The following is a 22,297-nucleotide window of genomic DNA, read 5'->3' on the forward strand; positions in this document are numbered from 1 at the left end:
TTTAAAACTTCTCCATCACTTGCCAAATCAATTCCTCAATAAACCCTTCTTGAAGTGCGACTTGATGTGTCTCGCAAATTTGATTGGCCACTTCTTTTAATTTAGAATCTTTAACCAGACGTAACTGTTTTAAGCGTGTCTCGCTCAATGCCGACGCATGACTAGCTAATGCAAAGCTTGTCAAATTCATCGCAATCGTATGCCCATGATCTGGGAACGTTTGTAAGACTTGCTGCGCCATCACTAAACCTTCAGGATCCATATCGCCTACATAATAAATTTGAATGCCCGATTCAGTTAATTTTCTCAAAATCTTCCATACTGCATAAGTAAACTGACCGCTTGAACAAATCATCGGAACTTCAGGTAATTCATCTAACAGAATAGAATAGACACCTGAATTTTCTACCACCAAAATTTTATCCCCTTTTTCTGGATAAATAGTCTTCATGCGTAAAATTTCTTTTAAGGGGATTTTCCAAGAACATGCTTCCTTACAAGCCCCTTGCCACATGTCACTGACTGTTTCAGTTTTAGCCAAGAGACCTCTAGCAGCCACATCATTATTGATATCATCCTTCAAAAGATAAAATTCATCCAATACACTATTTTTTCGCTCAATATTTGAAAGTAGTTCTTCTTGCTTTGCTTCGGATGAACTTGCAGTTAACATTTGCAGTAAAAGAATGCCTGCTGGTTGATTATCGTCAAAAGCATGGGGATTTCCAGTCTGCTGATAAGAAAAAACTGGTAAACGCGTATAACTTGTTGGTAAATTTCGCAAAGCATGAGAGACGATTTGAAAAACAGAAATTATATCTTCTTGCTTTTGCCAGTATTTCAGCTGTTTTTCGCTCAATTGCTGTATAAATATCGCATCAACTTGAGTGACTTTTGCTAGGAAATCTTCATACAACTTTTGTTCGTACTTTAGAACATCTATTTTTAAAACTAATTCTTTTTGAGTAGTAAAACGAACAAATTCTTCTAAAGACCATTGAAGGGCACTTTCCTGTAGCGCAGTTGCAAACTCTGTAATTTGCACTCTTTTTCTCTTCGACCAATCAAGATTAGTATACCCTAACAAACTTCTTAAAGGATCTGTATCAACATCTCCTAAACTTTTTATACCAATTGCAGAACCAAACTCTCCCTTCAAATAATAGCGGCGAGCCAGTTCTTTCCCTATTGATAAAAAGACTGGAGCTTTAAAAAAGTTGGTCCGTTTACTCATTTTCAACACCTTCTAATAATAAATGTTTCTGATGACCATCCCAATAATATTGAATTGGTGTAACTAGATTAATATTCTGTGGACGCAATAATTCATAAATCATTAGCTTAGATACAGTTGGATAATCCCCAAATAAAGCTTGCGAATTCATTACATAGTTAAAGCCTAATTGTTCACAGGCTTTAAAGAGCTCCGCGATATTCAAATCGTCAATACCAGCAAAAGCTTCATCCAATGTAATCATTCGAGGACAAAAATCTTCCGCATCTAAATAGCGAGAGTAAACTGCAGCGAATAAAGGTAAATACATGGCTATCGCTTTTTCCCCTCCACTGAACTGATTAAAACGTCGATCAGTCAAAGCTTGTGCCGAATATCCTTCGTTAGATCGTTTAAATTTTAATTCAAACTCAAACCAATCTCGATAATCCAAGACTTGAGAAATGGCTTGAAACAGGGTACTTTGATCCTCTGAATTTTCACGAACTTGCTCTTGCGCATAGTATACCCGCTCTTGGAAATGACGAGTAATGGCTTCGCGATCTGCTTCGGACAATAAATTCGTTGGTTTTTGCATCAGTGCTACCAGACGATTCGTTCCTAGATCTTGTTCCGACGTACTCGGAATCCCTTTCCATTGAATGGATAAAGACAAGCCTGAAGAATTTTTTTGAGATTGTAGCAATTGATTCATTTGATCTACCCAAGCCATGGCCTGATTGATTCTCGAACGAAGAATATTACCTACAGACTCTAAGATAATCGTCTTAAATAATTGTTCATCGTCTTGTTTTAGTAAATCTTGTAACATCATTTTTTGCTCTGTTAAGCGCTCAAGTAGGTCAAAAGTTGTTTGTCTTTGTCCATCCACTACAAAGACAGGTAGTTTATAGTTATTGTAATTACCAAAATCTCCTAAGCGTAACTCTTCTTCTTCAGATAATTCAATCCCATTTGCATTCAATAATTGCGGTTGGTAATTTTGTAAACGATCCGCCAAGTAATTAAATTGCGTCAACACACTACTTTCACGTTCCTTCAATTTTTTCACATTCGGTTCTTGCTTTTGCGTCTCTGCTTGTTCAGTAAAAGATAACTGGTCATCAAAGTTCGTTTCTGCTTTAAAGAGACTTTGCCAATGTGCTTCTGCGTTAGTCGTCATTAGAAATTCTTCGTTTACTCGTAGCAAATCATTTTGATTGACTGCTAAACTACTAGTCAACTCTGTCACTTTTTCATTGGCGATTTCTTTGGCTGCTTCTCGGTCACGTTGTTCATGAATAGCTGCGGACAACTGAGCTTGTAGTTCTTCTACATGAATTAGTTGCTGTTGTTGTAAATTATCTTCTACTAAGCGAGTCTCTCGTTGCATCTTGCTTTGCCACTCACTACGTTCAAACAACAAGTCCTCCTGTTCTTCTTGTAAAATAAGCTCATGTTGCTTGCCACTGACAATCGTTCGCCGTAAGCCTTGCATTTCGATATAATTAGGATAAGCTTCATCTAAATTTTGTTCATAATTATCTGCATATTGCCGTGCGTCTTGATAAATTTCCACTTCTAAAGCTAGTCCATTTTGAGCAGTCATGCGATGTAAATTGGTTTTTTCTTCATGAATGCTGTTGGTTAGTTCATTCACTTGTACTTGTTTTCGTTCCAATTGTTCTTTTTGCAATTGATAACTGCTAGCAATTTGTTCCATTTGACGAATCGCTTCATAGACTTCAGAACCACTTGGACGATTTTGATAGTCCCGCATAATTTTTTGATGTTGCTGATGTTTTTCAGCAATTCGTTCATCTAATTCGACAATCTTTTGATTCAATTCACTAATTTCTTTTTCAAGCGTCGCAATCATCGCCTGGCGATATCTTTCTTGACTGGCCACTCCAATATAAGACGCTTGATATCCAGCCGGCATTGCTCCCCGTAAATTAGCAATTTGATAGGAACCATTTTTAAAAAGATTCGGTAACTTCTCATCCATCTCATCTACAGTGATACTTTGTAACACATCCATCACAATCGCTTGCAACTTCAGATCTACAGTTGGAACAACTTCTAAGTAATCGGCTAAAGTAGAGGCATAATACTTAGGATCGGGTATGATTTGTTGGTCATCAGACAAGTGTAAACCTTCCTCAGAAATTAAACTATCTAAAATTCCCGACGCATACAACGCTCCCTCTAGCTGATTACGTTCCTCTTGAGAGACACCCCTCAAAAAATCAATGCTTTGATAAAAAGGGATGTACGACTTATCCGTCAAACTATTACGATTCATTTCTCTAGAGAGGCGTTGATCAACCTTAGGCATTTTTTGATTTTGCCACTCTTTGATTTCATTTTCTTTTTCCTGAATCGTTTTTAGATGGGTCCTCTTTTCATTTACTAGCGGAATAGTTTCTGTTTGATTTTCTTGTAGCGCTTGTTGATAGGCATTCGTTAAAGGAGCAATAATTTCTTCTTCCCTTAAGTAGTCTTCTTGTAGCTGATCCATGAGATGCAGTACTCCCCCATACTCTCCGGAAGTCATTTGGAAAGATGCAGCTTGCTGCCATTTATCCAGTTCGTTTTTCCAACGTTCTACTTCTGACTGTCTGGTTTGTTGCCATTGACGCAAGTCCCGCATTAACCCATCAACGATTTGCTGCTGACTGCCTAATTCTCTATCCGCAATCACTAATTGCTCTTCTCGATAAGATAATTGTACCAAGCGTTCAACAATTTGTTGAAAATGCTTCTGTTTGATTTGAACTTGATTTTTCCAATAAGAAAATTCCTCTTTGGTAATCTCCGTCCTCATTTTTTGACTATACACTTTATCTAGATCGTCTAAGCGTAAGTAGGCTAAGTATTGTTGATTATCGTCTAATAAGTCCTCTAAATCCTTTTCTTTTTCTGACAGTTCACTTTCTTGACCTTCAAGCTGTTGTTTTTGTGCTGCTAGTTGCTGTTGCTTTCGAGTTAAATGATCTTGATTTTTTCGTAAATCCTCTTTGGTTTGCGCTAACTGATCTTGTAGCTCTTGTCCTCTTCGCACTAAGTCCATACCTTCGTGCTGATTTAATTCTTGGATACTTTGAACAAGCGCTTTTAATTGAGCATCATTTTCCTGAATCCATTGTTTTTGTTCTTGTAGTTCTTGATCCCATTGACGGTTTTCTTTTTCTTTTCGATTCTTTTCCTTCTCTAAACCACGCTTGTCTTTGACCAAAGTTAGCCATTTTTGGGCGATTTGTCCCACGAATTCATCTCGCCAACGACCATAACTTTTCGAAAACTTTCTAAGTTCGTTTAATTCGATATCCAAATCTTCTAAACGCTCTCGGTGACCATCCAATTGTTCAATGGTTTTCGACAAGGTTAACAGTTCATCGTCTTTCAACTTGGGTAAAGAGTCTCGTAAAATCCCATAAATCACCGACGGACGAAATTCTTTGGATAATTTAGGACTGCGTAAATTGATTAACAAAGCAATTAATTCATCAAATTGTTCAATCGTTTCAAAGCCAAAAATTCTACGGTTCACAAATTCTTTATAGGCTCGTTGTGTTTCAAAAATTTTCCCTTTTCCTTCCAAGCGATTTCGTAATTTTTTCTTGGTAAGTGGAGTAAATTCGCCTTTACGCAGTTCTTCATAAAGCTCCATATCAATCCCAACTCGTTGATTGTTCTCAATAGCGAAAAACCATTTATTTAACTTACCACCTCGATTAGCATGCATACCAATTCCGACTGTTAGATATTCTTCTCTTGCTTCTCTTTTTACTTCTAAAAATAAGTAACCGACACCTTCATCCCGTGTAGATACTCCTTTTTCACCTAAAAGATAATCTTCCATTTTACGGTCTCTGGAACCAAAAGAATCTAGGCGATAGGCACTTGTATCACCATCAAAGAGCACAGGAAATAAACTTTGCATAGTTAGAGACTTTCCTGAACCATTTGTCCCTCGCAGCAGCATTTTTCCATCAGCTAATTGAAAAATTTGATTCTGATAATACCAGAAATTCAATAAACCTACTCGATTGATTACCCATCTATTATTATTCATCGTCTTTCCTCATTTCTGCAACAAGTCGTCCAAAGACCGCTTGGACAATAATCGTATTTTCTAATTGAGTAAATAATTGCCAATCAGTCCCTCTTTTTAATAAAGCATCTGAAAGTTGTTGCTCACTCATATCCGTAAATTCTTTTGACCAATATCCGTCGTACGTCTCTTTTAATTCTTTTAAAAGCAATTTCCATTCTTCCATTGAAAAACGAATTTCTCCATATTCATTTTCTTGCACATTTTCTTTGCGAATAATTGTGGCCAACTGAATAAGCACTTCATCACTAACCTTACGACTTGGAAACAATTCCCACTGATCTCTTTGTTCCAAGGTAAAAGCAGCATAATCACGATATAGCTCAAAATAAAAAGGCGTATTGGTTTCTACGTATTCTTGCATATGGTGGTAGTTCTTGCGTAAACGGACAAACAACTCTTCATTATCGCTTGTTCGCTTAATCAAGGGTTCCTCCATTAAACGTTGATACAAGATTTGATTTCCTTCCAAATTAAGACTTTCTTGGTAATCTTGCCAGTAATCATGAAAAGACGCATATTCTGAATAAGACTGTGGCGCTCGGGCTAAAAACGCTCGCGCTTGAATAGTCGTAACAAATAAAATTTCCTGATTGAATTCTGATTGCTCAAAACCATCTGTAATTCCTTGGATGACCTCAATGATTCGTAAATCCTCCAGTTTATTGATAACTCGAACTAAACTTTTCCGTTGATTGTAATTCGTCCAATCGATTTTCAGCTCTTCAGGCGCAATCAATTCGATATCTCGTAATAATTCATCCAACATAAAAGGAGTCTCAGCTTCTAATCCTTCTACATATGCCATACAACAGCAGAAAAGTGCATAATCTATCGTACTAACAAAATCAATATCTCCCATCCAGCTTTGTAAAGCCATTGGACGTTTCAATAGTTGGATGTATTGTGGTCGTACCAGTAGATTCATGCCAAAACGTTGGCGTAATTCTTTTTGTAATTCTACCTGATGACGACGCAAAAAAGCATAGTTATCTGGGGTATCTTTACGAATAATCCAAAAGTTTTCAAACACAAGTCGTAAAGCTTCTGCTAAATCTTCAGGTTTCACACACGATCCTCCCTCTCTATTTTCACTTTGGGCATCTCGATGTCTCCATCTTCACAGGAAACACGGATACGTTCTTTTAAATGAATCGATACAATAACTTCAAAATCTAATTCTGTAGTTATTTTTTGCCTAATCTCACTATTCTGAAGAGTTTGCATTGAATCCGGTACATAGGTAGACATTGCTTGGCTAATCCACTTTAAAAAAACTTTGCGTGAAGAGCTATCCAAATTCTTCAACTGAGAAAAATCCAGTACGCCTGCTCGAAAATATTTCTCTACTTGTTTTCGCTGTTGCTCTAAGTCTTTTCGATAAATTTCTACTTGCCTTTGTTGTTCCGCTACATCGATTGTAAAACTTTTAGCCTTGCGTTCCAATCGAGCATTTCGGCCACGTTCTCGCATAAACAAAATCCCTGGTTGAAGCTCCCAACTGTTTTCTCTCGTACTGGTTGCATCGCTACCTTCACTCACAAAATAATGACGCGTATGCGCTAAACCAAAAATACCACTAAACATTTTTTGAGCTTCTGCCAGTGATTCTGCCTCTGCAAACCATTTAGCAATATGCTTATAATCTTTTTTTCTACTCTGATACTGATGCACTTCTTGACCAAAGTAATAAATCAAACCAGTCACTTTCGTAATCATCTGATCCGTTTGTTCCATCAAGTTGGAGTATTCACTCGAACGACTTTCCTGACCTTTAAACCAAATTTTTAAAGCTTGTAGTTCCCCTAAAACCTGCTCCTCGACTTCCTCACGACTCACATCATCCATCATGGGAATCTCTAATTCTTTTTCATACATGCCATCCACTAAAAGCGTCAAATCCAATTGTTCTAATTCCTCAATCATTGCTAAGAATTGATGATATAAGCTCTGCAAAGTACTGATAAAATCACGTAAATAGTTTACAAAACGATCCTTATAAATTAAAAATTGTTCTGTTTTCATGCGACTATCCACTTCCGGACTAGTAATATAGCCAATATAATTAGCTGTATCTTCCCCTAATTTACGGAACTCTTCTCTAATTTTCGGCCATAAATCAACAATATCTGCCCCGTCTTGCACAATATCTTGTAACAAATGATACAACCGTCGAACACTTTCTTCATCTAAAGCCCCACGAGCTGCATGTTTTTGATGTGTTAACTGAAAAACCATCTCCTCCACCAAAATACCTGCTTCAGTAATTTGATAACGAAAATTTTTATTTCGATATTCCTCAATATTCTTCGGTCGAATCATTTCTTGTTGCCGTTGTAGATTTCCCCAAGTCACTAAACTTTCTAAATCCTGATCGACTTCCGTTTCACTATAGTTTTCGGAATACACTTGTTTCATCATCTCTAAAATATCTGGCCGATACAAAGTCCCTTGCATTTGCCGATGTCGTTTATAAAAATGACGCATAATCAAACGATAGCGAGAGACATTTTCCACAACAAGATAATTCGTTGACATTATTTTTTCCATTTATTATCCCTCATTTCATAGATTAACTCGTCTTTTCTTTGATTTTATCAGAAAAAAATAGTTCTGTAGTGTTTGTATTAAGAATACTTTACTTAAAAACTAGCTCTTACTCTAAAGTACGCAAAATTGATAAAAATTTTTTTAAAGAGTCTTTTATCAGAATTTGCTAAAAATCCCATTCATCTTCCATTTCCGGTAAATTTTCGACAGTTTCTAATAATTGCTCTATCTCCATTTGAACAATTTGTTTCATATTCCTCAAATGTCACTTATAAAACCTATTATACCAGTCACAAAATCTATATTCAGCAGATAAAAGGAAATTTATTTTTAGGATGAGGTTATAGGTAAAATCTATTACCAAACCCAAATAAAATGTATTATCTATTCCATTTCTTTCTTGTTATCATGAATTCACTACTTAAATATCGGAGGAATTATTTATGGCGACAGATAAATTTCAATTAGTTGGATCATTATTACGACCAGAGGACTTATTAGTTTACAAAAATCAAATCGAGCATCGTGAGGATATTCAATATCCATTCTACGATTCTTTTCCAGGTTATAAAGAAACAGAAACCGCAGCTTTAGAAAAATCTGTTTCCGAACAAAAAGAACATGGACTATCTGTTTTAACAGATGGTGAGCAAGGACGTTCTTTATGGCATCTAGATTTCCTTTGGGGCTTAAATGGTGTGGAACGCTTTATTGATAAATCAGGATACGTTTTCGAAGATTTTGATGGTGGACAATTTGAAACTCGCAAAGATGTTGGTATTCGCATCACTGCTCCTCTATCAGGAAAAAATCATCATTACTTAAACTTGTTTAAACAAGTCAATGAATTAAAAGAAGACCGTGATGTCAAAATCACTGTCGTAAGTATTGCCCATGCATTTACTGAATTGTTTCTTTTCAAAGAATTGTTTGGCGAAGACCAAGTCTACAAAACTAAAGAAGAACTACGTGAAGGCTTAATTAATGCTTATAAAGAATTTTTAGTGGAGTTCAAAGAAGCTGGTGGCGAAATCGTTCAGTTTGATGACTGTCTGTGGGAATTATTCTCAGAAGATAACGAAAAGAGCTATTTTGAAGAAGGAAACGGTGGCTTAGTTGGCCTAGCAGACGAGTTTGTTGACTTAAACAATGAAGTAGCCGATTTTGCTCATGAATTAGGTTTGAAAGTATGGACACACAACTGTCGTGGAAACTATCAAAGTCGCCATGCAGCAGGTGGAACGTATGAATCTATCGCGAAAAAATTCTTAGGTAATCAACATTATGATCGCTTCTTCTTAGAATGGGATGACGATCGTGCAGGTGATATTTCAGCCTTAGAAGTCTTAAAAGATAAACCAGAAGTTGAAGTCGTTTTAGGTTTATTATCAAGTAAAACTTCTACTTTAGATGATGAAGAACGTGTCTTAAGTTTATTAGACAAAGCGAGTGCAATCTTACCAAAAAGCCGTTTATTCCTTTCACATCAATGTGGATTCGCATCTTGTGACTGCGGAAACAAATTATCGATTGACCAACAATGGGCAAAAGTTGACCAAGGACAAAAGATCGCTGAAGGCTATTGGGCAGAGTAAATAAAATAAAAATTCCAGAGACAGAAGAGCTGTCTTTGGAATTTTTTTGTTAATAATACTTTCAGATTTATTCGATAGTCTATCTCCTGATTTCTGTTGATTGATTTATGAGAAACTACTAGAAACTACTAGAAACTTTTTACTAGTAAAAAATACATATCTCCTTAAATGTACATTAGAACAAAAGCTAAACGCACTTGTATCTCTAAATTTTTTTGGGTAATGTATAATACTGAGTTGGATCTTTAGAACTAACACCATGCCATTCAATATAACCATCCTCTAGTAACTTACGTAATATTTTACGTGTATAAACTAGACTTTTATTAATTATTTCTGATGCTTGTTTTACCGTCAAAGTTTTGTGGTTGTACAAATGAGCAATGATTCTCATTTCTATTTCAGTAAATTTATTCTCATTTAACTTAGCTACATATTCTTCAAAACGATCATTTTCACGTAAATATCGTGATGTATAACTATTTTCTAAAATTAATAGAACAGCATTTTTATTCGGTTCACTATATTTAGGCTCGTTTAAAAAGGATAGTTGCATTTCATCATAAATACGGTTAACTCCTTCATTCATCTCTTTAACCCATCCAAACTCTGATAAAGTTCGAGCAATCCTCGGATTACGAGCATATCTAGTATGACGCATATTTTCTAATGTCACTATATTAGGTAGTGCCCCTGGACTAAAAATTTCTAGACGATCATCATACATGATAACTCTGACATAATCGCCTCGATAAGAATAGTCCCTATGAGTCAGAGCATTGACTATTCCTTCAAACTAAGCAAATTCAGGATACTCAGGTATAGATGTAAATTTACCATCTTCCTTTAAAAACTGAAATTCTCGTAATTGTGATTTAACATCTTTTGTCATTTTTTCAATTAATACAGGAATTGGTCCTTCATAATCAAATTCTTTGATTATATTTAATCGTCGGCCAGTTTCATTCTTTTCTCCATCGTAACGAAGAAAACGAATTCGAGAATGAGGCATATGAATAAATGTGTCTCTTCCGAATAGTAGCGCTCCCGCATTCGTTAAGCAGCCATCTTTCATAAGCCCTCTACAGTTATTGTTTCGTCAACTACTCCCACACCAAACTCATCATCAACTCTAAAATTTCCAGTGACTATCGTATAAGCATCCATTAATTCATCTTCACTAATATTTAGCATTTTTTGTTCAACTATTTCCTGAAGTGTGGTAACTTCAGGTAATTTTAATTCAAATGGAAAGCCTTTAGAATTTACTGACATTTTCAAAAAAATTTTGATAGCTTCGTTTGTTGTTGTTCCCAATTCACTAAACACTTCATCTGCTTTTTTTTCAAGGACTCTTCTACACGCACTTGAATATTTTTCATCTCCATACACCTCATTAAATATTATTTATATATGAATTACATTGCATGATTGAATTATAGTCAATGAAAAAGCAGAGCGAAACCACCCTGCTTTTCACAACTCATTATATTTCATTTTACTTCCAAAACTCTTTTCAACAGGATATTTCCGATTATTCTTCTCCAATTTACGCTCGATAATTTTATCGATATCCATTTCCAAATTATTCGCCAACATATATGAATAAATCAAGACGTCTGCTAATTCCTCTTCAATCCGTTCCCGCTTACTATCAATTACCTCTTCTGGAGATTTCCATTGGAATAATTCCAGTAATTCTGATGCTTCCAATGAAATAGAAATTGCTAGATCTTTTTCATTGTGGTATTGTCGCCAGTTCCGTTCGTCACGAAACTGATTTATTTTTTTCATGCTAGATTCTTTCATAAGTCAAGTACTCCATTCTGTGCTTCCATGAGTTTTTCTTGTAATGCTTCATCCACGGCATATAAGTATAGTCCATTAACTCCTCTGGTCAAAAGAACATTAAGTTCATTTTTAAGTAAAGTATCTGATAAATAAGCTTTGCCATTCTTTAAGGTTCTCTTTTGTGTCGCTTTTTTATTTTTACTAGCTGTCCTATCAAAAACAATTTTTCCATCTCGATATTTTACAGACGGACCAATGATGACACCTGCATAATTTAAATCAAAACCTTGAATTGTAAAAGTAGAACCGACTTCATCAATTGTTTGTTCTTGCTCTGCCCAAGCCAGTTTTCTATTTTTTCGCTTTAAGCTCTTAGTTTGAGAAATCTGTAAATTCCAAGGTAATGAAAAATCACCGACTGTCACATCCCAATATTCTTTATTCGAAGGTTTTTTCTTATCAATATACTCCCAGTCAAATGTTGCTAACATTCGAGAAATACCGGAATCCTCATTTTTAGCTTTTTCTTTTATACTACGATACATTTCTCCTGGGGAGCTAAACACACGTAAATCATACTTGTGATCTTTAGGGATATTCTCTATCTCATGCTCATCAATCAAATTGCGAATCCAGTTCACCGTTTCCTGATTTCCATTAATACGCATCTGATTTTTCAATTCAATATAATTACCATAGATATTAGCCTGATTGACTAAATCATGAAATTCTTCATTCTCCCAATATTGTTCTCGAGAGAGTACTTGGTTTTGGTCAAAAACTGCTACTACAACCTTCGCTCGCTCCAAAAGATCTTTTAATTGATTCTCTCCTTGATAGGCCTGCTTACCCTGTGTCCAAAGCAAATGAGCTTCATCAACAATTAACACATCTACTTTTTTATCTGGTGAATGTCTTGTAATAAATGGTGTTGGCTTACTGACAGTATCAGGAGTTTTTTTAGAAAGAATACCTAATTTCTCAGATATTTGCTGATAAACTTTTAGTTGTTGTTCATGATTTACTAACAAATAATGCGAAGTATTTTTTAAAATGACGTTATCACTATCTTTTTCTGATAGCTGAAATAAATCATAAAATAAACTACTCATCAAAACAGTTTTCCCCGATCCAGCTTCACCGCCAACTAAGATTAACTGGCTGTCTTTTTTTCTATTCAAAGCTTCTTCGATTTTCATAATAATTCTATCTTTCGCCTCAAATTGCTCTCTTGTCAATTTGTGAAAAGGGGACGCTTTGAATAATGCTGAATCGCGGATTGCTCGCTCTAATGGGAAAAGCTCTGCGTTTTTCTTATGAAGTTTGCGCCAAATTTTTGTAAAAATTGTTTCCATCTCATCAGAAGAATAATAATCCTGTTGTTCATTTGTTCTACGATTATAGACGTGCTTAACTGATGCAACACTGGATAGATAGTGCATCAATTTATTTTCAATGTCTAATGTCAAAGACTTATTAAAATGATCATGTCCAATAACAAACATTTTCGTATCGTGAGACGTAGCTAATTTTTCCCAATCGTCTCTTACTCTACTGTCACTTTGCAAATGCTCCAATGTCCGACGCTTAATATTTGTAGTTTCTCCGATGTAGATTGAATAATTCCTATCCTGTAACTTATCATTCACAATATAAACTGTAGGAAAACGTAACAAGTATCTTTTATGCTGTTCATTCTCCAAATTACTCTCTAATGTAGCGATTATTTCTTTTGAATAATCCAGCTCATAAATAATTGGTGACGAAATATTTTTCAAATAATCACTTCCTTATCAAACTTTGCTACTTTAATCATACACTTGTAGAAGGATTGTTGGAAGAGAATAATATTTGAAAAATGAATATTATTGTTTCAAGAAAAATTATTTTTAGCTTCAGTTAACTGAAAAAACTCCCTACAAAGCATCCAGAATTTTCCTGCCTACTTTATAGAGAGCTTACTATCTAATATTTTTAGTTTTCTAATTTTTTTATTGATTTCCGTAGTTTTATTCCCTCACGCAAGGTTCCGTAGGTGAAGACACCAATTCCAAACCAAATGAAACCAAAGGCGGTAAATTGAGCAACTGAATAGGTTTCTTTAAATAAAAAGACCGCTAGCAATAACATAATGGTTGGGTTGATATACTGAATAAATCCTAAGGTGATATAGGAAATACTCTTCGCTGCTTCTGCAAATAGTAGCAAAGGAATCGCAGTGACTACACCTGCTCCCATCAACAATAGATTCGTTTGTATTGGGTAGTGCATGAAACCAACTGGTGATAAAAATAGGATATATAATAAGGCAAAAGGAAATATAATAAAGGTTTCAACCGTTAAACCAGTTGTTGAACTAATTGGAATACGCTTTTTAATTAATCCATACAAACTAAATGAAAATGCCATAATTAACGACGGATAAGGAATTCTCCCCGTTTGAATCGACAGTAACAACACGCCGATAACAACCAAAACACACGCAATTTTACCACTACGACTCAACTTCTCTTTTAAAAATAATGTAGCTAACAAAACATTTACCAAAGGATTGATATAATAACCGAGACTTGCTTCTGTTACCCGACCAATATTCACAGAATAAATAAATGTGAACCAATTAATTGAAATTAAGATTGCTGCTAAAACTATTAAGAAAGTTTGCTTTTTATTCTTCAATAATTCCTTCAATTCATCTATAAATGAGGACCATTTTCCACTAATGAACAAAAATAGAATCATAAAAACAAACGACCAAATAATACGATAACAAATCGTTTCAAGTGGTGAAACACCTTGAATCAATTTCCAATAAAGCGTAATTAATCCCCATAAAACATACGCACCTATACCTAACAAAGTCCCTTTATTTTTCATCGCTCTTCTTACTTTCCTTAATACAAAAGTAACTCCTCCTTGATTGTCTATGGAATTACTATACCAGAAAAATAAACTTTTCATAGAATTTTCTGTAAAAGATTGTAATTTAAAAGACGTTTCCCGAAAATAGAAAACGTCTTCTAGTATTTATACCTATAGTTGTCCTAAAACTCATCCAATATCGCTCGAACCTCATCTGTAGACTTGGTATTCATCAATCGTACACGTAAATCACTTGCCCCTGGAAATCCTTTAACATAGATTTTAAAGAATCGATGCAAGCCAACGATTGAACGTGGCACTAATTCTGCATATTTATCTTGCAAATCTAGTTGCATTCTCAAAAGTCCTAACAATTCTTCAGAAGAATGTTCTTTCGGTTCTTTTTCGAAAGCGTATGGATTTTTGAAAATTCCTCGACCAATCATGATTCCATCCACACCATATTTTTCAGCCAAAGCTAAACCAGCTTCACGATCCGCAATATCACCATTAATCGTGATTTTTGTTTGAGGAGCAATGCGGTCACGAATTGCCATAATTTGCGGAATCACTTCGTAATGAGCATCAACTTTACTCATCTCTTTCCGTGTACGCAAGTGGATGGACAAGTTGGCGATATCTTGCTTCAAAATATGGGTAATCCAAGCTTCCATCTCTTCAAGGTCCTTAAAACCAAGTCGGGTCTTCACGCTAACTGGTATTCCTCCAGCTTTAGCCGCTTCAATCAATTCCACTGCCACTTCAGGACGCAAAATCAAGCCACTTCCCTTGCCACGATCCGCCACGTTTGGTACCGGACAGCCCATATTGATATCGATTCCTTTAAAGCCCATCTCGGCCATACCAATACTCATTTGGCGGAAAAATTCTGGTTTATCTCCCCAAATATGCGCCACCATCGGCTGTTCATCCTCTGTGAAAACCAAACGACCACGGACGCTTTGAATACCATCTGGATGGCAATAGCTGTCTGAATTCGTGAACTCTGTAAAAAAGACATCTGGTGCGCCTGCTGCTTGAACAACATGACGAAAAACAACATCCGTCACATCTTCCATCGGTGCTAATACGAAAAAGGGTTTCGGTAACTCTTCCCAAAAATTTTTACTCACTTTATATACTCTTCCTTCCGTTATGCTCGAATCCTCGAACAACACTTTACAAAAACATGATTATTATACTAGGAAAGAACAGGAGATGCAAAAAAGTCGTTTTCCCACAAAAACATAGGTATTCGTACTTTCTTCTCTACTAAACCACCCTCACTTATCCTATACTAAAGAAAAAGAGAGGAATGACACTAATGCTTACAAAAAACTTAGATGAAACATTTATGTTGGAAGCACTGGCTTTGGCTGAACAAGCTGTTCAAAAAGGAAACGAGCCCTTTGGTTCCGTTCTAGTGAAGGATAACCAAATCGTGTTCACCAATGAAAATCAAATTCATTCGTTAAGCGATCCTACATTTCATGCTGAACACGGACTTATTCGTAGCTTCTGCCAACAGCAACAAATCATGGACCTTTCTGACTATACGCTTTATAGCAGTTGTGAACCTTGCTTTATGTGCTCAGGTGCAATGGTCTGGACAAAATTAGGTCGTCTCGTTTTCAGTGCTTACGCCAAAGACTTAGATGCCATTTTAGGAGAAAAAGGCGAAGAACCTAGTCGCTTAGTTTTCGAACACTCGGGCTGGTCACCAACTGTAACTGGCGGAGTGTTGCAGCAAAAAGGGATAGAGATTTTGGAAAACTACTTTTCTACTAAAAAATAGTTCCATTAAAAGAGGACAAGCGGCCACATTGGCATTGGCTACTTGTCCTCTTTTTATTCACTAACTTAAATTTAATCATCCAACTATCCACATCATTGGTAAAATCTTGTAATTTTTGTACAAATTTTCCCACATGATAGCCATCACAGACTGCATGATGTACTTGAATCGCCACTGGCAACATTATTTGTTCTTCCTTACGCTTAAACTTTCCAAGAGTAAAAATGGGCGGTAAGTGCGGATTCGTTGATTGAATATTTAAGTTGAAAGCAGAAAACTCCACCCAAGGAATACTTGAAATATCAAATAAGTTACTTGGCCCTTCTTTTTTAGGAAAGAGCGTTTTACTCTGTTGATAAGTTTCCATATCTTCCCTACAATCTATATAAAATTTAGAGAAATCAGCTTGGTATTTCGTCCAAATACCTGAAAAAGTTTCCGTTTCTTTGTTAAAAATAGTGTAAGAGGGATGGACAATCTCCTAATAACCAACCTTGCCTTCTTCGGAGATACCCATCTTAAAAGGTTTTAGTTGATTAACCACTGTTGACAACCGTTTGGAGAAATAAATTGGTAGAACTTTTGACAGATTAACGTTATTAAGAAGAGCGGATTCTGTGTGAAAGAAAATCTGCTCTTGCTCATTATAAAAAGCACCTTCTCAACAACGAGAAAGTGCTTTTTATAGTATATTTTAAACCAAAAATTCTTTATACAAGCGCAATACATTCTTATAAAAAATTTGGTCCACTTCATCCATCGTAAAACCAGCGTCTATTAAGGCCTGATAAATCTTTGGAAAGACTCTAGCATCTGGTAAGTCCTCATGTGGTCTGATACCATCAAAATCGGAACCCATCCCTACAACCTCAATCCCTCCAATTTTTTTCAAATGTTTAACATGTGTCACAATTTGCTCAATTAAATGTGTAGAATCACTTTCATCTTTAAGAAAACCATCACTGAAATTAATGCCAATAACTCCCCCGCGATCCGCAATTTCCTTAATTAATTCATCTGAAAGATTACGAAAATGATGTTGAACGCTTCGTGCATTAGAATGACTAGCTACAAATGGACGATTGCTATACTTCAAGACATCTTTAACCAATTGATCGGAACCATGAGAAACATCAATCATCATTCCCAGTCGATCCATCTCTTGCACAATCTCGATACCAGCCGGAGTCAGACCCTTTTGATCAGCTAAAAGCTGTCCTTCTTCATCGGTAAACATCGCATTTGGAAAGCCAATTTCATTCGGATAATTCCAAGTAAGAGTCAACATGCGGACCCCAGATTGATAAAATTCGTGAAGCTTCTCAATACTTCCTTCTAATGGCGCACCTTCCTCCATTGTCAGTAAAGCACTAATGATGTTGTTTTCATTATTCTCCAAAATTTCTTCGTAACGTGTAACTGGACGAATCGTGTCCGTATTCTTTTTCATTTCTTCATAAAAACAAGCAATCATCGCCTTAGCAGTAGCATAAGCCGATTCTTCTGTTTCCTTATCTAAGTAAATAGCAAAATTTTGTAGTAGGTATTCTCCTTGCTGCATCTTTTCAATATCAATTTGAAAATCATTCTTTTTCAATTCGGCCGAAGAACCTTCTCTACCAGCATCAAAAATTCTCATAATCGTGTCACAATGCATATCAATAACGTTCACAAAAGCACCTCCAGGATGTCGATTCTATTTTTTTCGTTCGTTTGGTTAGTGATTAGTATATTATAGCTTAAAAGTTGGATTAGGTGAAATTGGTGAGAACAGGAAAAAGACACCTTTCAGGATTTGAGAGGTGCCTCGTTGGATATTCAAATTCTTAAAGTTGAGCCTTCTGTAAATGGAACGGTAAAGTATCAATATTTGAGTTTAAGAGTACTACGAATATCTTGCAAGTTAGAAAATAAAATATTTAGGGAACAATTCCTTTTTGTTCACAAAATCCCATAAAAACTAAGCTAGCGTATTTTTTTATTTCTTGTTAGAAGAGTATCATGTATAACAGTCTTTTCATAACACAAAGTACCTAAATAACGATTCATAATATTGGCTACTTTTCTGTCATAAAAGACCCAATTCATAAACACATCACTTCGAATAAACATACTAAGCATGATTAAATACACTATCACTACAACTCCAAGTACTATAATCATAGGAACCAATTTTAAAATATTATTTATGTATTCGTCCAAGTTTGAAGTAACAGCACTCCCTTCTAAAGTAAAACCAAAAGATAGCAAAAATCCCACTGGGGCAAGTAACAGTACACTACTTAATTTATAAATAAAAGATAAACTTTTATCGAATTCTTTAGAACACTGATAAATTATTTACGGATATATAAATTCAGAAAGGAACAGTCAAATATTTAGTCGATTATCGGCAAAAAACAAGTTGAAAAATCGTCGTAACCAAAATAAAAAGACACCCTCCCCTACAATGAGAAAGTGTCTTGGAAACTAGAACACAATTACTTTAATAATTAATCAATTATCTTTATACTAAAAATCGTTAATTGCATCAGTCATAATTCTTAAGAAGTGCTCCTGTTCAGGTGCTTCTTCAACACAATATAAAACCAGTGACTTTCTTACATAACTAGCATGGTCACGTAATAGTTTTGAATTTAAAGGAAACCCTTTAGCATTTGCAAATAACCCGGCAAACCGCATAACTGCTCGAGTATTCCCTTCTCTAAACGGATGGATTAGCCATAAGCGAGCAATCAAATCTGACAACAACGGAATCATATCTTTCACACTAATCTCAGACCATTCTACTTGATTCAACTCATGGATGATTGTCTCAATTTGAAGCTGGATTGATTGGACATCCCCATAATTTAAAGACACGCCACCTAAAACTGCCTCTTCTTTGTAAATAGGTATTGTTCTGATTGTTCCTGCCCATTCATAAAAATCACCAAAAATGTATTTATGAACAGCAAGAAATGTTTCATAATTAAGTGGCTTATCTTCAAACCAAGCATCAATATCTAACAATTTAAAATAAGTAATATCCGCTTCGGCTTTTTCAAGTAACTCTTTATCTGATATATCAAGTTTATTTTATAAAACATCAGTATTTGGAATTAAATAAGGATTATACATTTTGCAACCCCTAAGAACGATATTTTTCAATAACGGTTTCTAGAGCATCAGCAATTTCGATATTTCCTGCTACATATTCCTCTACCAATTTCATTGCATCTTCCGAAGGTTCTGCAGCATCTAGAGTTGAATAGCTCAGAGCAACATTACGAAGCTTCTCACGCTCGATTTTAGTCGTATTTTTTACTGAGTATTTGTAATCAGACATATTGGTCAACTCCTTATAGAATGTTTTCTATTGATTATTATACCATGTTTGAATAGGAATTTCAGGTATTGGGAAATGATGGTATAATCGAAAGCAGCTATTAAAAAGGCAAATTTTCCAAAAAGGATTTCTGCCCTCTCACAACAATCTATATATGCGCTTGTAGATATATACATGCTTTTTCAACTGCAACCTTCAAAAAGAAAGATAGCTACTATAAATAATCAGATGATTCCATAAAAACTCAATAGTAATTTTTGATTTATCTCAATACCGTGCTGTCTATATGTTGACTCACGCTCTCCAAATAGTTTGTTTATAGCTATTTCCCGTTCTCGATAACCTGCATGATGAACCAATCGATGACAGTTCGGACACAATGTCGTAACATTATCTGTAAAATCTAGTGTGTAAAGATAATAGTCTTGAACTGCCATAGGTATCAAATGATGGGCTTCTACAAAATTTTTACCATCTGCTTGTGTAATGAACGATCTATGCCTTGAATCAAGATTACAAGACCATTTACTTCTGACTTTAGCCAAATAACTCACATTCAAGTTTCTAGGATAGCTATCAAATCCTTTGTATAACGACTTTTTAGGTCGTACTACCAATTTGTCTGCTTGAAATTCTGCATTCTCTTCAGATATCAGAATACCTTCCTCCGTTGTTAACGATGCAAGTTGAAAATTCAAAAAATTATCTGATGGAGCTTCCTTCAATGCTTGTCGATTAGTTAAATAAGCAGCGAAACAATTGATTGTCGCACTATAAAAATTGTGTTCTTTTCTGTTAAACGTTCGAAAGTCCGGAAGGTTCTCAATTAGTTTAAGTTTTTTTAATGCTACAAAAGAATCCAACAAACCAAATTCTTCTTGAAAAATCTCTTCATACAAAACAGTTAAATATAGTAAGAATCGGGTGTAATGAGTCCCCTTACTCGATGATTTTTTAATATTTCCCGCTTCAATAGATAATTTTTCAGCATATATTCTGAAGTCTTGTAAAATCCGAAAATATCGTTCTCTATTGCGCACAACATGTGGTTCCTTTGAAAATACTTTTCTAAGAGTAATCACAATAGTCCTCTCTTTCAAAATAAGAAATTATTAATTATTACATCAACAGATTAGATTCCTTTCATTGCTTCTGTGAAGAACCCAAATTCGGGATTATTCAACGTTCCTATCAGTACTCCTCTATCTAGGAAAACATTCATTTTTTCACAACTTGTTTCAGAAATAAGTGAGCATGCATGACAAGCAGAAGCATTAAGCGAATCACGTCCTTGTGAATCGCTTTCGATACATACAGGGTCAAAGCTGCACCACTGCGCCTTTTCAAGCGCACTACTCATCAATGCAAACAATCTCTCTGGAACCCCTTGTTTAACTAGACCACCAAGCGTTCCTTCAGAATCCGAGCTTGAGGTATAGATTAAGACACCATACATTTCTTCATCTTGACTATTTGAATAATATATTCTTTCTTTCAAGGCAGAAGATGAATACCCACTACTCATATTCAGTTCTCTAATAAGTAAGTGCGACAATGTATGAAGTAAATAATAGTCCGGTTTAATATAAGACAGTTCATCATCAAATCTTACGTTTTTTTCTTTCGCCACAATTCTATTGTAGACGGATTTATCTTTTACTTTCTTCAACCAATAACTAACTTGCTTAGGATCAAGTGAAAAGAAAATTCCTTCACCTAATGATCGCATCCCGACATAATAACCGTCTTTTCTTTTTAATGAAACTTCATTAATTCCACCTTTAGATTCTTCACCTTCCAAAGCACGTTCTCGCATCAATTCAGAGTCAGTTGACTCAATTCGGCTATAGGAACGAAGTGCACTCACAACTTCTAATTGATGCACTAAGGTAATTTTAGAGATAAACTGATTAAAAGGAGATTCATCCAATTCATTTTGATCAAAAACTTTTATTTTAAGTCGCTCTGATTCTTTGTCAAAGTCTTCTTTCCCAGTCAACACTTCAAATTCTGGTCTCCTGTAATCCATGACATCACCAGTCGATTCAGAGGTAGACTGTTCAAAAAAATAAAGAGATACAGCATTTTTGACTGCGGCAGAGTCTTGCACCAATTCCTCTGAAATATAATCAATCAAATTTTGAACTTTTTTATCTCCATTTAATTTATTAATTCCCTCTTCTCGGGACATACTCCTGAGGGAATTTTGTAAAGATAAATAGTCAGTGGCACGCTGAACTGCTTCAATTAATTTGTTTTGTTTAAAAGGTATATTAACCGAACTTGAAATATTTGGAAAAAAGAAATTATTAGCATTTTTCAACAAAACCCGCAAATGGGTTCCTTCCGAACATACTTCACCATAATCTGATTTTTTCCATTTATATTGTCCCTTACACTGTATTCCTAATTCTTCCATTTTTTTTGAAAATTGATTTTCATCAAATACTCCGCCAAGTGATCTTTTCTTTCCACAAGTTTCACATGACACTATCAAATCAGCGATAGAGCCTGTTTGTGCTACACTTTCCAATTTTATTTTATGGTCTTTAAACTCATCAATGGACATATTTGGATGTGGCCATTCCAGCCATGGAAACTCTTGCGCATGTCCGTTTTTACATGCACAAATTACACGAACTGGTACAAGTTCAGTACCTTTATGTCGTGGATCATACGGTCGTTTATCAAATAAATTAACTCTGGAAGGAATTCCTTGAGCCACTACAGACTCACGCCACCTACTTAGTGGTTTTAAAAATCTGTCATATGGAGAAAAGTACCAGCTTGGGAATCTGACACCAATGATTTCTTCAGCCTCTTTTATTGGAGGCTCAATGAATCCATTGGCATTCATCTCTGTTTCCAATCTGATATCATGAACTTTTTCGCATTTATTCGAATTCCAGTATTCGGAATCTGCGACCATCACAGATTGATTATTGATATCCATCAAAGCACCTATACCAAACGGCGTAAGTAGCTGTGACCTCCTTACATTAAATTCTGGGTTTGCGCTTGTTTTATCGTAAGCCATTTCCGCACC

The 22,297-nt window shown here is 35.4% G+C and carries 19 protein-coding genes; 2 read left to right on the forward strand and 17 right to left on the reverse strand.

Translation table 11 applies throughout. The features are described 5' to 3' along the window. Position 1: 1 nt before the first annotated feature. From AC4BBX_RS08255 to AC4BBX_RS08270, 4 genes are read right to left on the reverse strand one after another with little or no spacing between them, the layout of a single operon-like run. Complete coding sequence (locus tag AC4BBX_RS08255) at positions 2-1,234, reverse strand: DUF2399 domain-containing protein (RefSeq protein ID WP_490453403.1); 1,233 nt, start codon at positions 1,232-1,234, stop codon at positions 2-4. Then, positions 1,227-5,291 carry a TIGR02680 family protein gene (locus AC4BBX_RS08260; protein WP_490453404.1) on the reverse strand — a complete coding sequence of 1,355 codons (4,065 nt, stop codon included), beginning with the start codon at positions 5,289-5,291 and terminating at the stop codon, positions 1,227-1,229. Before AC4BBX_RS08260 ends, AC4BBX_RS08255 begins: the two co-directional genes overlap by 8 nt. Further along, positions 5,284-6,399 carry a TIGR02678 family protein gene (locus tag AC4BBX_RS08265; RefSeq protein ID WP_490453405.1) on the reverse strand — a complete coding sequence of 372 codons (1,116 nt, stop codon included), beginning with the start codon at positions 6,397-6,399 and terminating at the stop codon, positions 5,284-5,286. Before AC4BBX_RS08265 ends, AC4BBX_RS08260 begins: the two co-directional genes overlap by 8 nt. Further along, complete coding sequence (locus AC4BBX_RS08270) at positions 6,396-7,880, reverse strand: TIGR02677 family protein (protein WP_490453406.1); 1,485 nt, start codon at positions 7,878-7,880, stop codon at positions 6,396-6,398. The genes AC4BBX_RS08265 and AC4BBX_RS08270 overlap by 4 nt, the downstream gene beginning before the upstream one ends. A 443-nt stretch (positions 7,881-8,323) precedes the next feature. Between AC4BBX_RS08270 and AC4BBX_RS08275 the strand changes: the two genes are divergently transcribed. Continuing rightward, positions 8,324-9,475 (forward strand): cobalamin-independent methionine synthase II family protein, encoded by a 1,152-nt coding sequence (locus tag AC4BBX_RS08275; RefSeq protein ID WP_490453407.1) that lies wholly within the window; start codon positions 8,324-8,326, stop codon positions 9,473-9,475. 205 nt (positions 9,476-9,680) lie between these two features. On the opposite strand, the gene AC4BBX_RS08280 is transcribed toward AC4BBX_RS08275, so the two are convergent. The 7 genes from AC4BBX_RS08280 to AC4BBX_RS08310 form a co-directional block, all read right to left on the reverse strand. Next, the gene (locus AC4BBX_RS08280) at positions 9,681-10,202 is read right to left on the reverse strand and encodes an ATP-binding protein (protein ID WP_490453408.1); all 522 of its coding nucleotides are present in this window, start codon (positions 10,200-10,202) and stop codon (positions 9,681-9,683) included. 69 nt (positions 10,203-10,271) lie between these two features. Next, on the reverse strand, positions 10,272-10,550 hold the full coding sequence (locus AC4BBX_RS08285; RefSeq protein ID WP_490453409.1) for a hypothetical protein: 279 nt from the start codon (positions 10,548-10,550) through the stop codon (positions 10,272-10,274). Continuing rightward, positions 10,547-10,867 carry a type II toxin-antitoxin system RelB/DinJ family antitoxin gene (locus AC4BBX_RS08290; RefSeq protein WP_490453410.1) on the reverse strand — a complete coding sequence of 107 codons (321 nt, stop codon included), beginning with the start codon at positions 10,865-10,867 and terminating at the stop codon, positions 10,547-10,549. The genes AC4BBX_RS08285 and AC4BBX_RS08290 overlap by 4 nt, the downstream gene beginning before the upstream one ends. Positions 10,868-10,951: 84 nt before the next feature. Next, complete coding sequence (locus AC4BBX_RS08295; RefSeq protein ID WP_490453411.1) at positions 10,952-11,284, reverse strand: nucleotide pyrophosphohydrolase; 333 nt, start codon at positions 11,282-11,284, stop codon at positions 10,952-10,954. Further along, a complete protein-coding gene (locus AC4BBX_RS08300; RefSeq protein ID WP_490453412.1) occupies positions 11,281-13,044 on the reverse strand; it encodes a DUF2075 domain-containing protein in 1,764 nt (587 codons plus the stop codon). The genes AC4BBX_RS08295 and AC4BBX_RS08300 overlap by 4 nt, the downstream gene beginning before the upstream one ends. A gap of 196 nt (positions 13,045-13,240) precedes the next feature. After that, positions 13,241-14,143 carry an EamA family transporter RarD gene (rarD, locus tag AC4BBX_RS08305; protein WP_490455787.1) on the reverse strand — a complete coding sequence of 301 codons (903 nt, stop codon included), beginning with the start codon at positions 14,141-14,143 and terminating at the stop codon, positions 13,241-13,243. A gap of 167 nt (positions 14,144-14,310) precedes the next feature. After that, the gene (locus tag AC4BBX_RS08310; protein ID WP_490453413.1) at positions 14,311-15,261 is read right to left on the reverse strand and encodes a tRNA dihydrouridine synthase; all 951 of its coding nucleotides are present in this window, start codon (positions 15,259-15,261) and stop codon (positions 14,311-14,313) included. 191 nt (positions 15,262-15,452) lie between these two features. Here AC4BBX_RS08310 and AC4BBX_RS08315 point away from each other — a divergent pair, with 191 nt between their 5' ends. Beyond that, on the forward strand, positions 15,453-15,923 hold the full coding sequence (locus AC4BBX_RS08315) for a nucleoside deaminase (RefSeq protein ID WP_490453414.1): 471 nt from the start codon (positions 15,453-15,455) through the stop codon (positions 15,921-15,923). On the opposite strand, the gene AC4BBX_RS08320 is transcribed toward AC4BBX_RS08315, so the two are convergent. From AC4BBX_RS08320 to drmB, 6 genes are all read right to left on the reverse strand, one after another. Continuing rightward, positions 15,913-16,401: a CatA-like O-acetyltransferase gene (locus AC4BBX_RS08320; RefSeq protein WP_490455788.1), complete on the reverse strand. Its 489-nt coding sequence runs from the start codon at positions 16,399-16,401 to the stop codon at positions 15,913-15,915. The genes AC4BBX_RS08315 and AC4BBX_RS08320 overlap by 11 nt on opposite strands. 216 nt (positions 16,402-16,617) lie before the next feature. Next, complete coding sequence (locus AC4BBX_RS08325; protein WP_490453415.1) at positions 16,618-17,595, reverse strand: dipeptidase; 978 nt, start codon at positions 17,593-17,595, stop codon at positions 16,618-16,620. Between the two features lie 839 nt (positions 17,596-18,434). Next, on the reverse strand, positions 18,435-18,935 hold the full coding sequence (locus AC4BBX_RS08330; protein WP_490453416.1) for a Fic family protein: 501 nt from the start codon (positions 18,933-18,935) through the stop codon (positions 18,435-18,437). A gap of 118 nt (positions 18,936-19,053) precedes the next feature. Beyond that, complete coding sequence (locus AC4BBX_RS08335) at positions 19,054-19,251, reverse strand: hypothetical protein (protein ID WP_490453417.1); 198 nt, start codon at positions 19,249-19,251, stop codon at positions 19,054-19,056. A 224-nt stretch (positions 19,252-19,475) separates the two neighbouring features. Continuing rightward, on the reverse strand, positions 19,476-20,333 hold the full coding sequence (locus tag AC4BBX_RS08340) for an HNH endonuclease (protein WP_490453418.1): 858 nt from the start codon (positions 20,331-20,333) through the stop codon (positions 19,476-19,478). A 50-nt stretch (positions 20,334-20,383) separates the two neighbouring features. Next, positions 20,384-22,288 carry a DrmB family protein gene (gene drmB / locus AC4BBX_RS08345; RefSeq protein ID WP_490453419.1) on the reverse strand — a complete coding sequence of 635 codons (1,905 nt, stop codon included), beginning with the start codon at positions 22,286-22,288 and terminating at the stop codon, positions 20,384-20,386. Between the last annotated feature and the right edge of the window lie 9 nt (positions 22,289-22,297).

The sequence above is a fragment of the Enterococcus sp. AMC1157 genome (genome assembly GCF_058216555.1).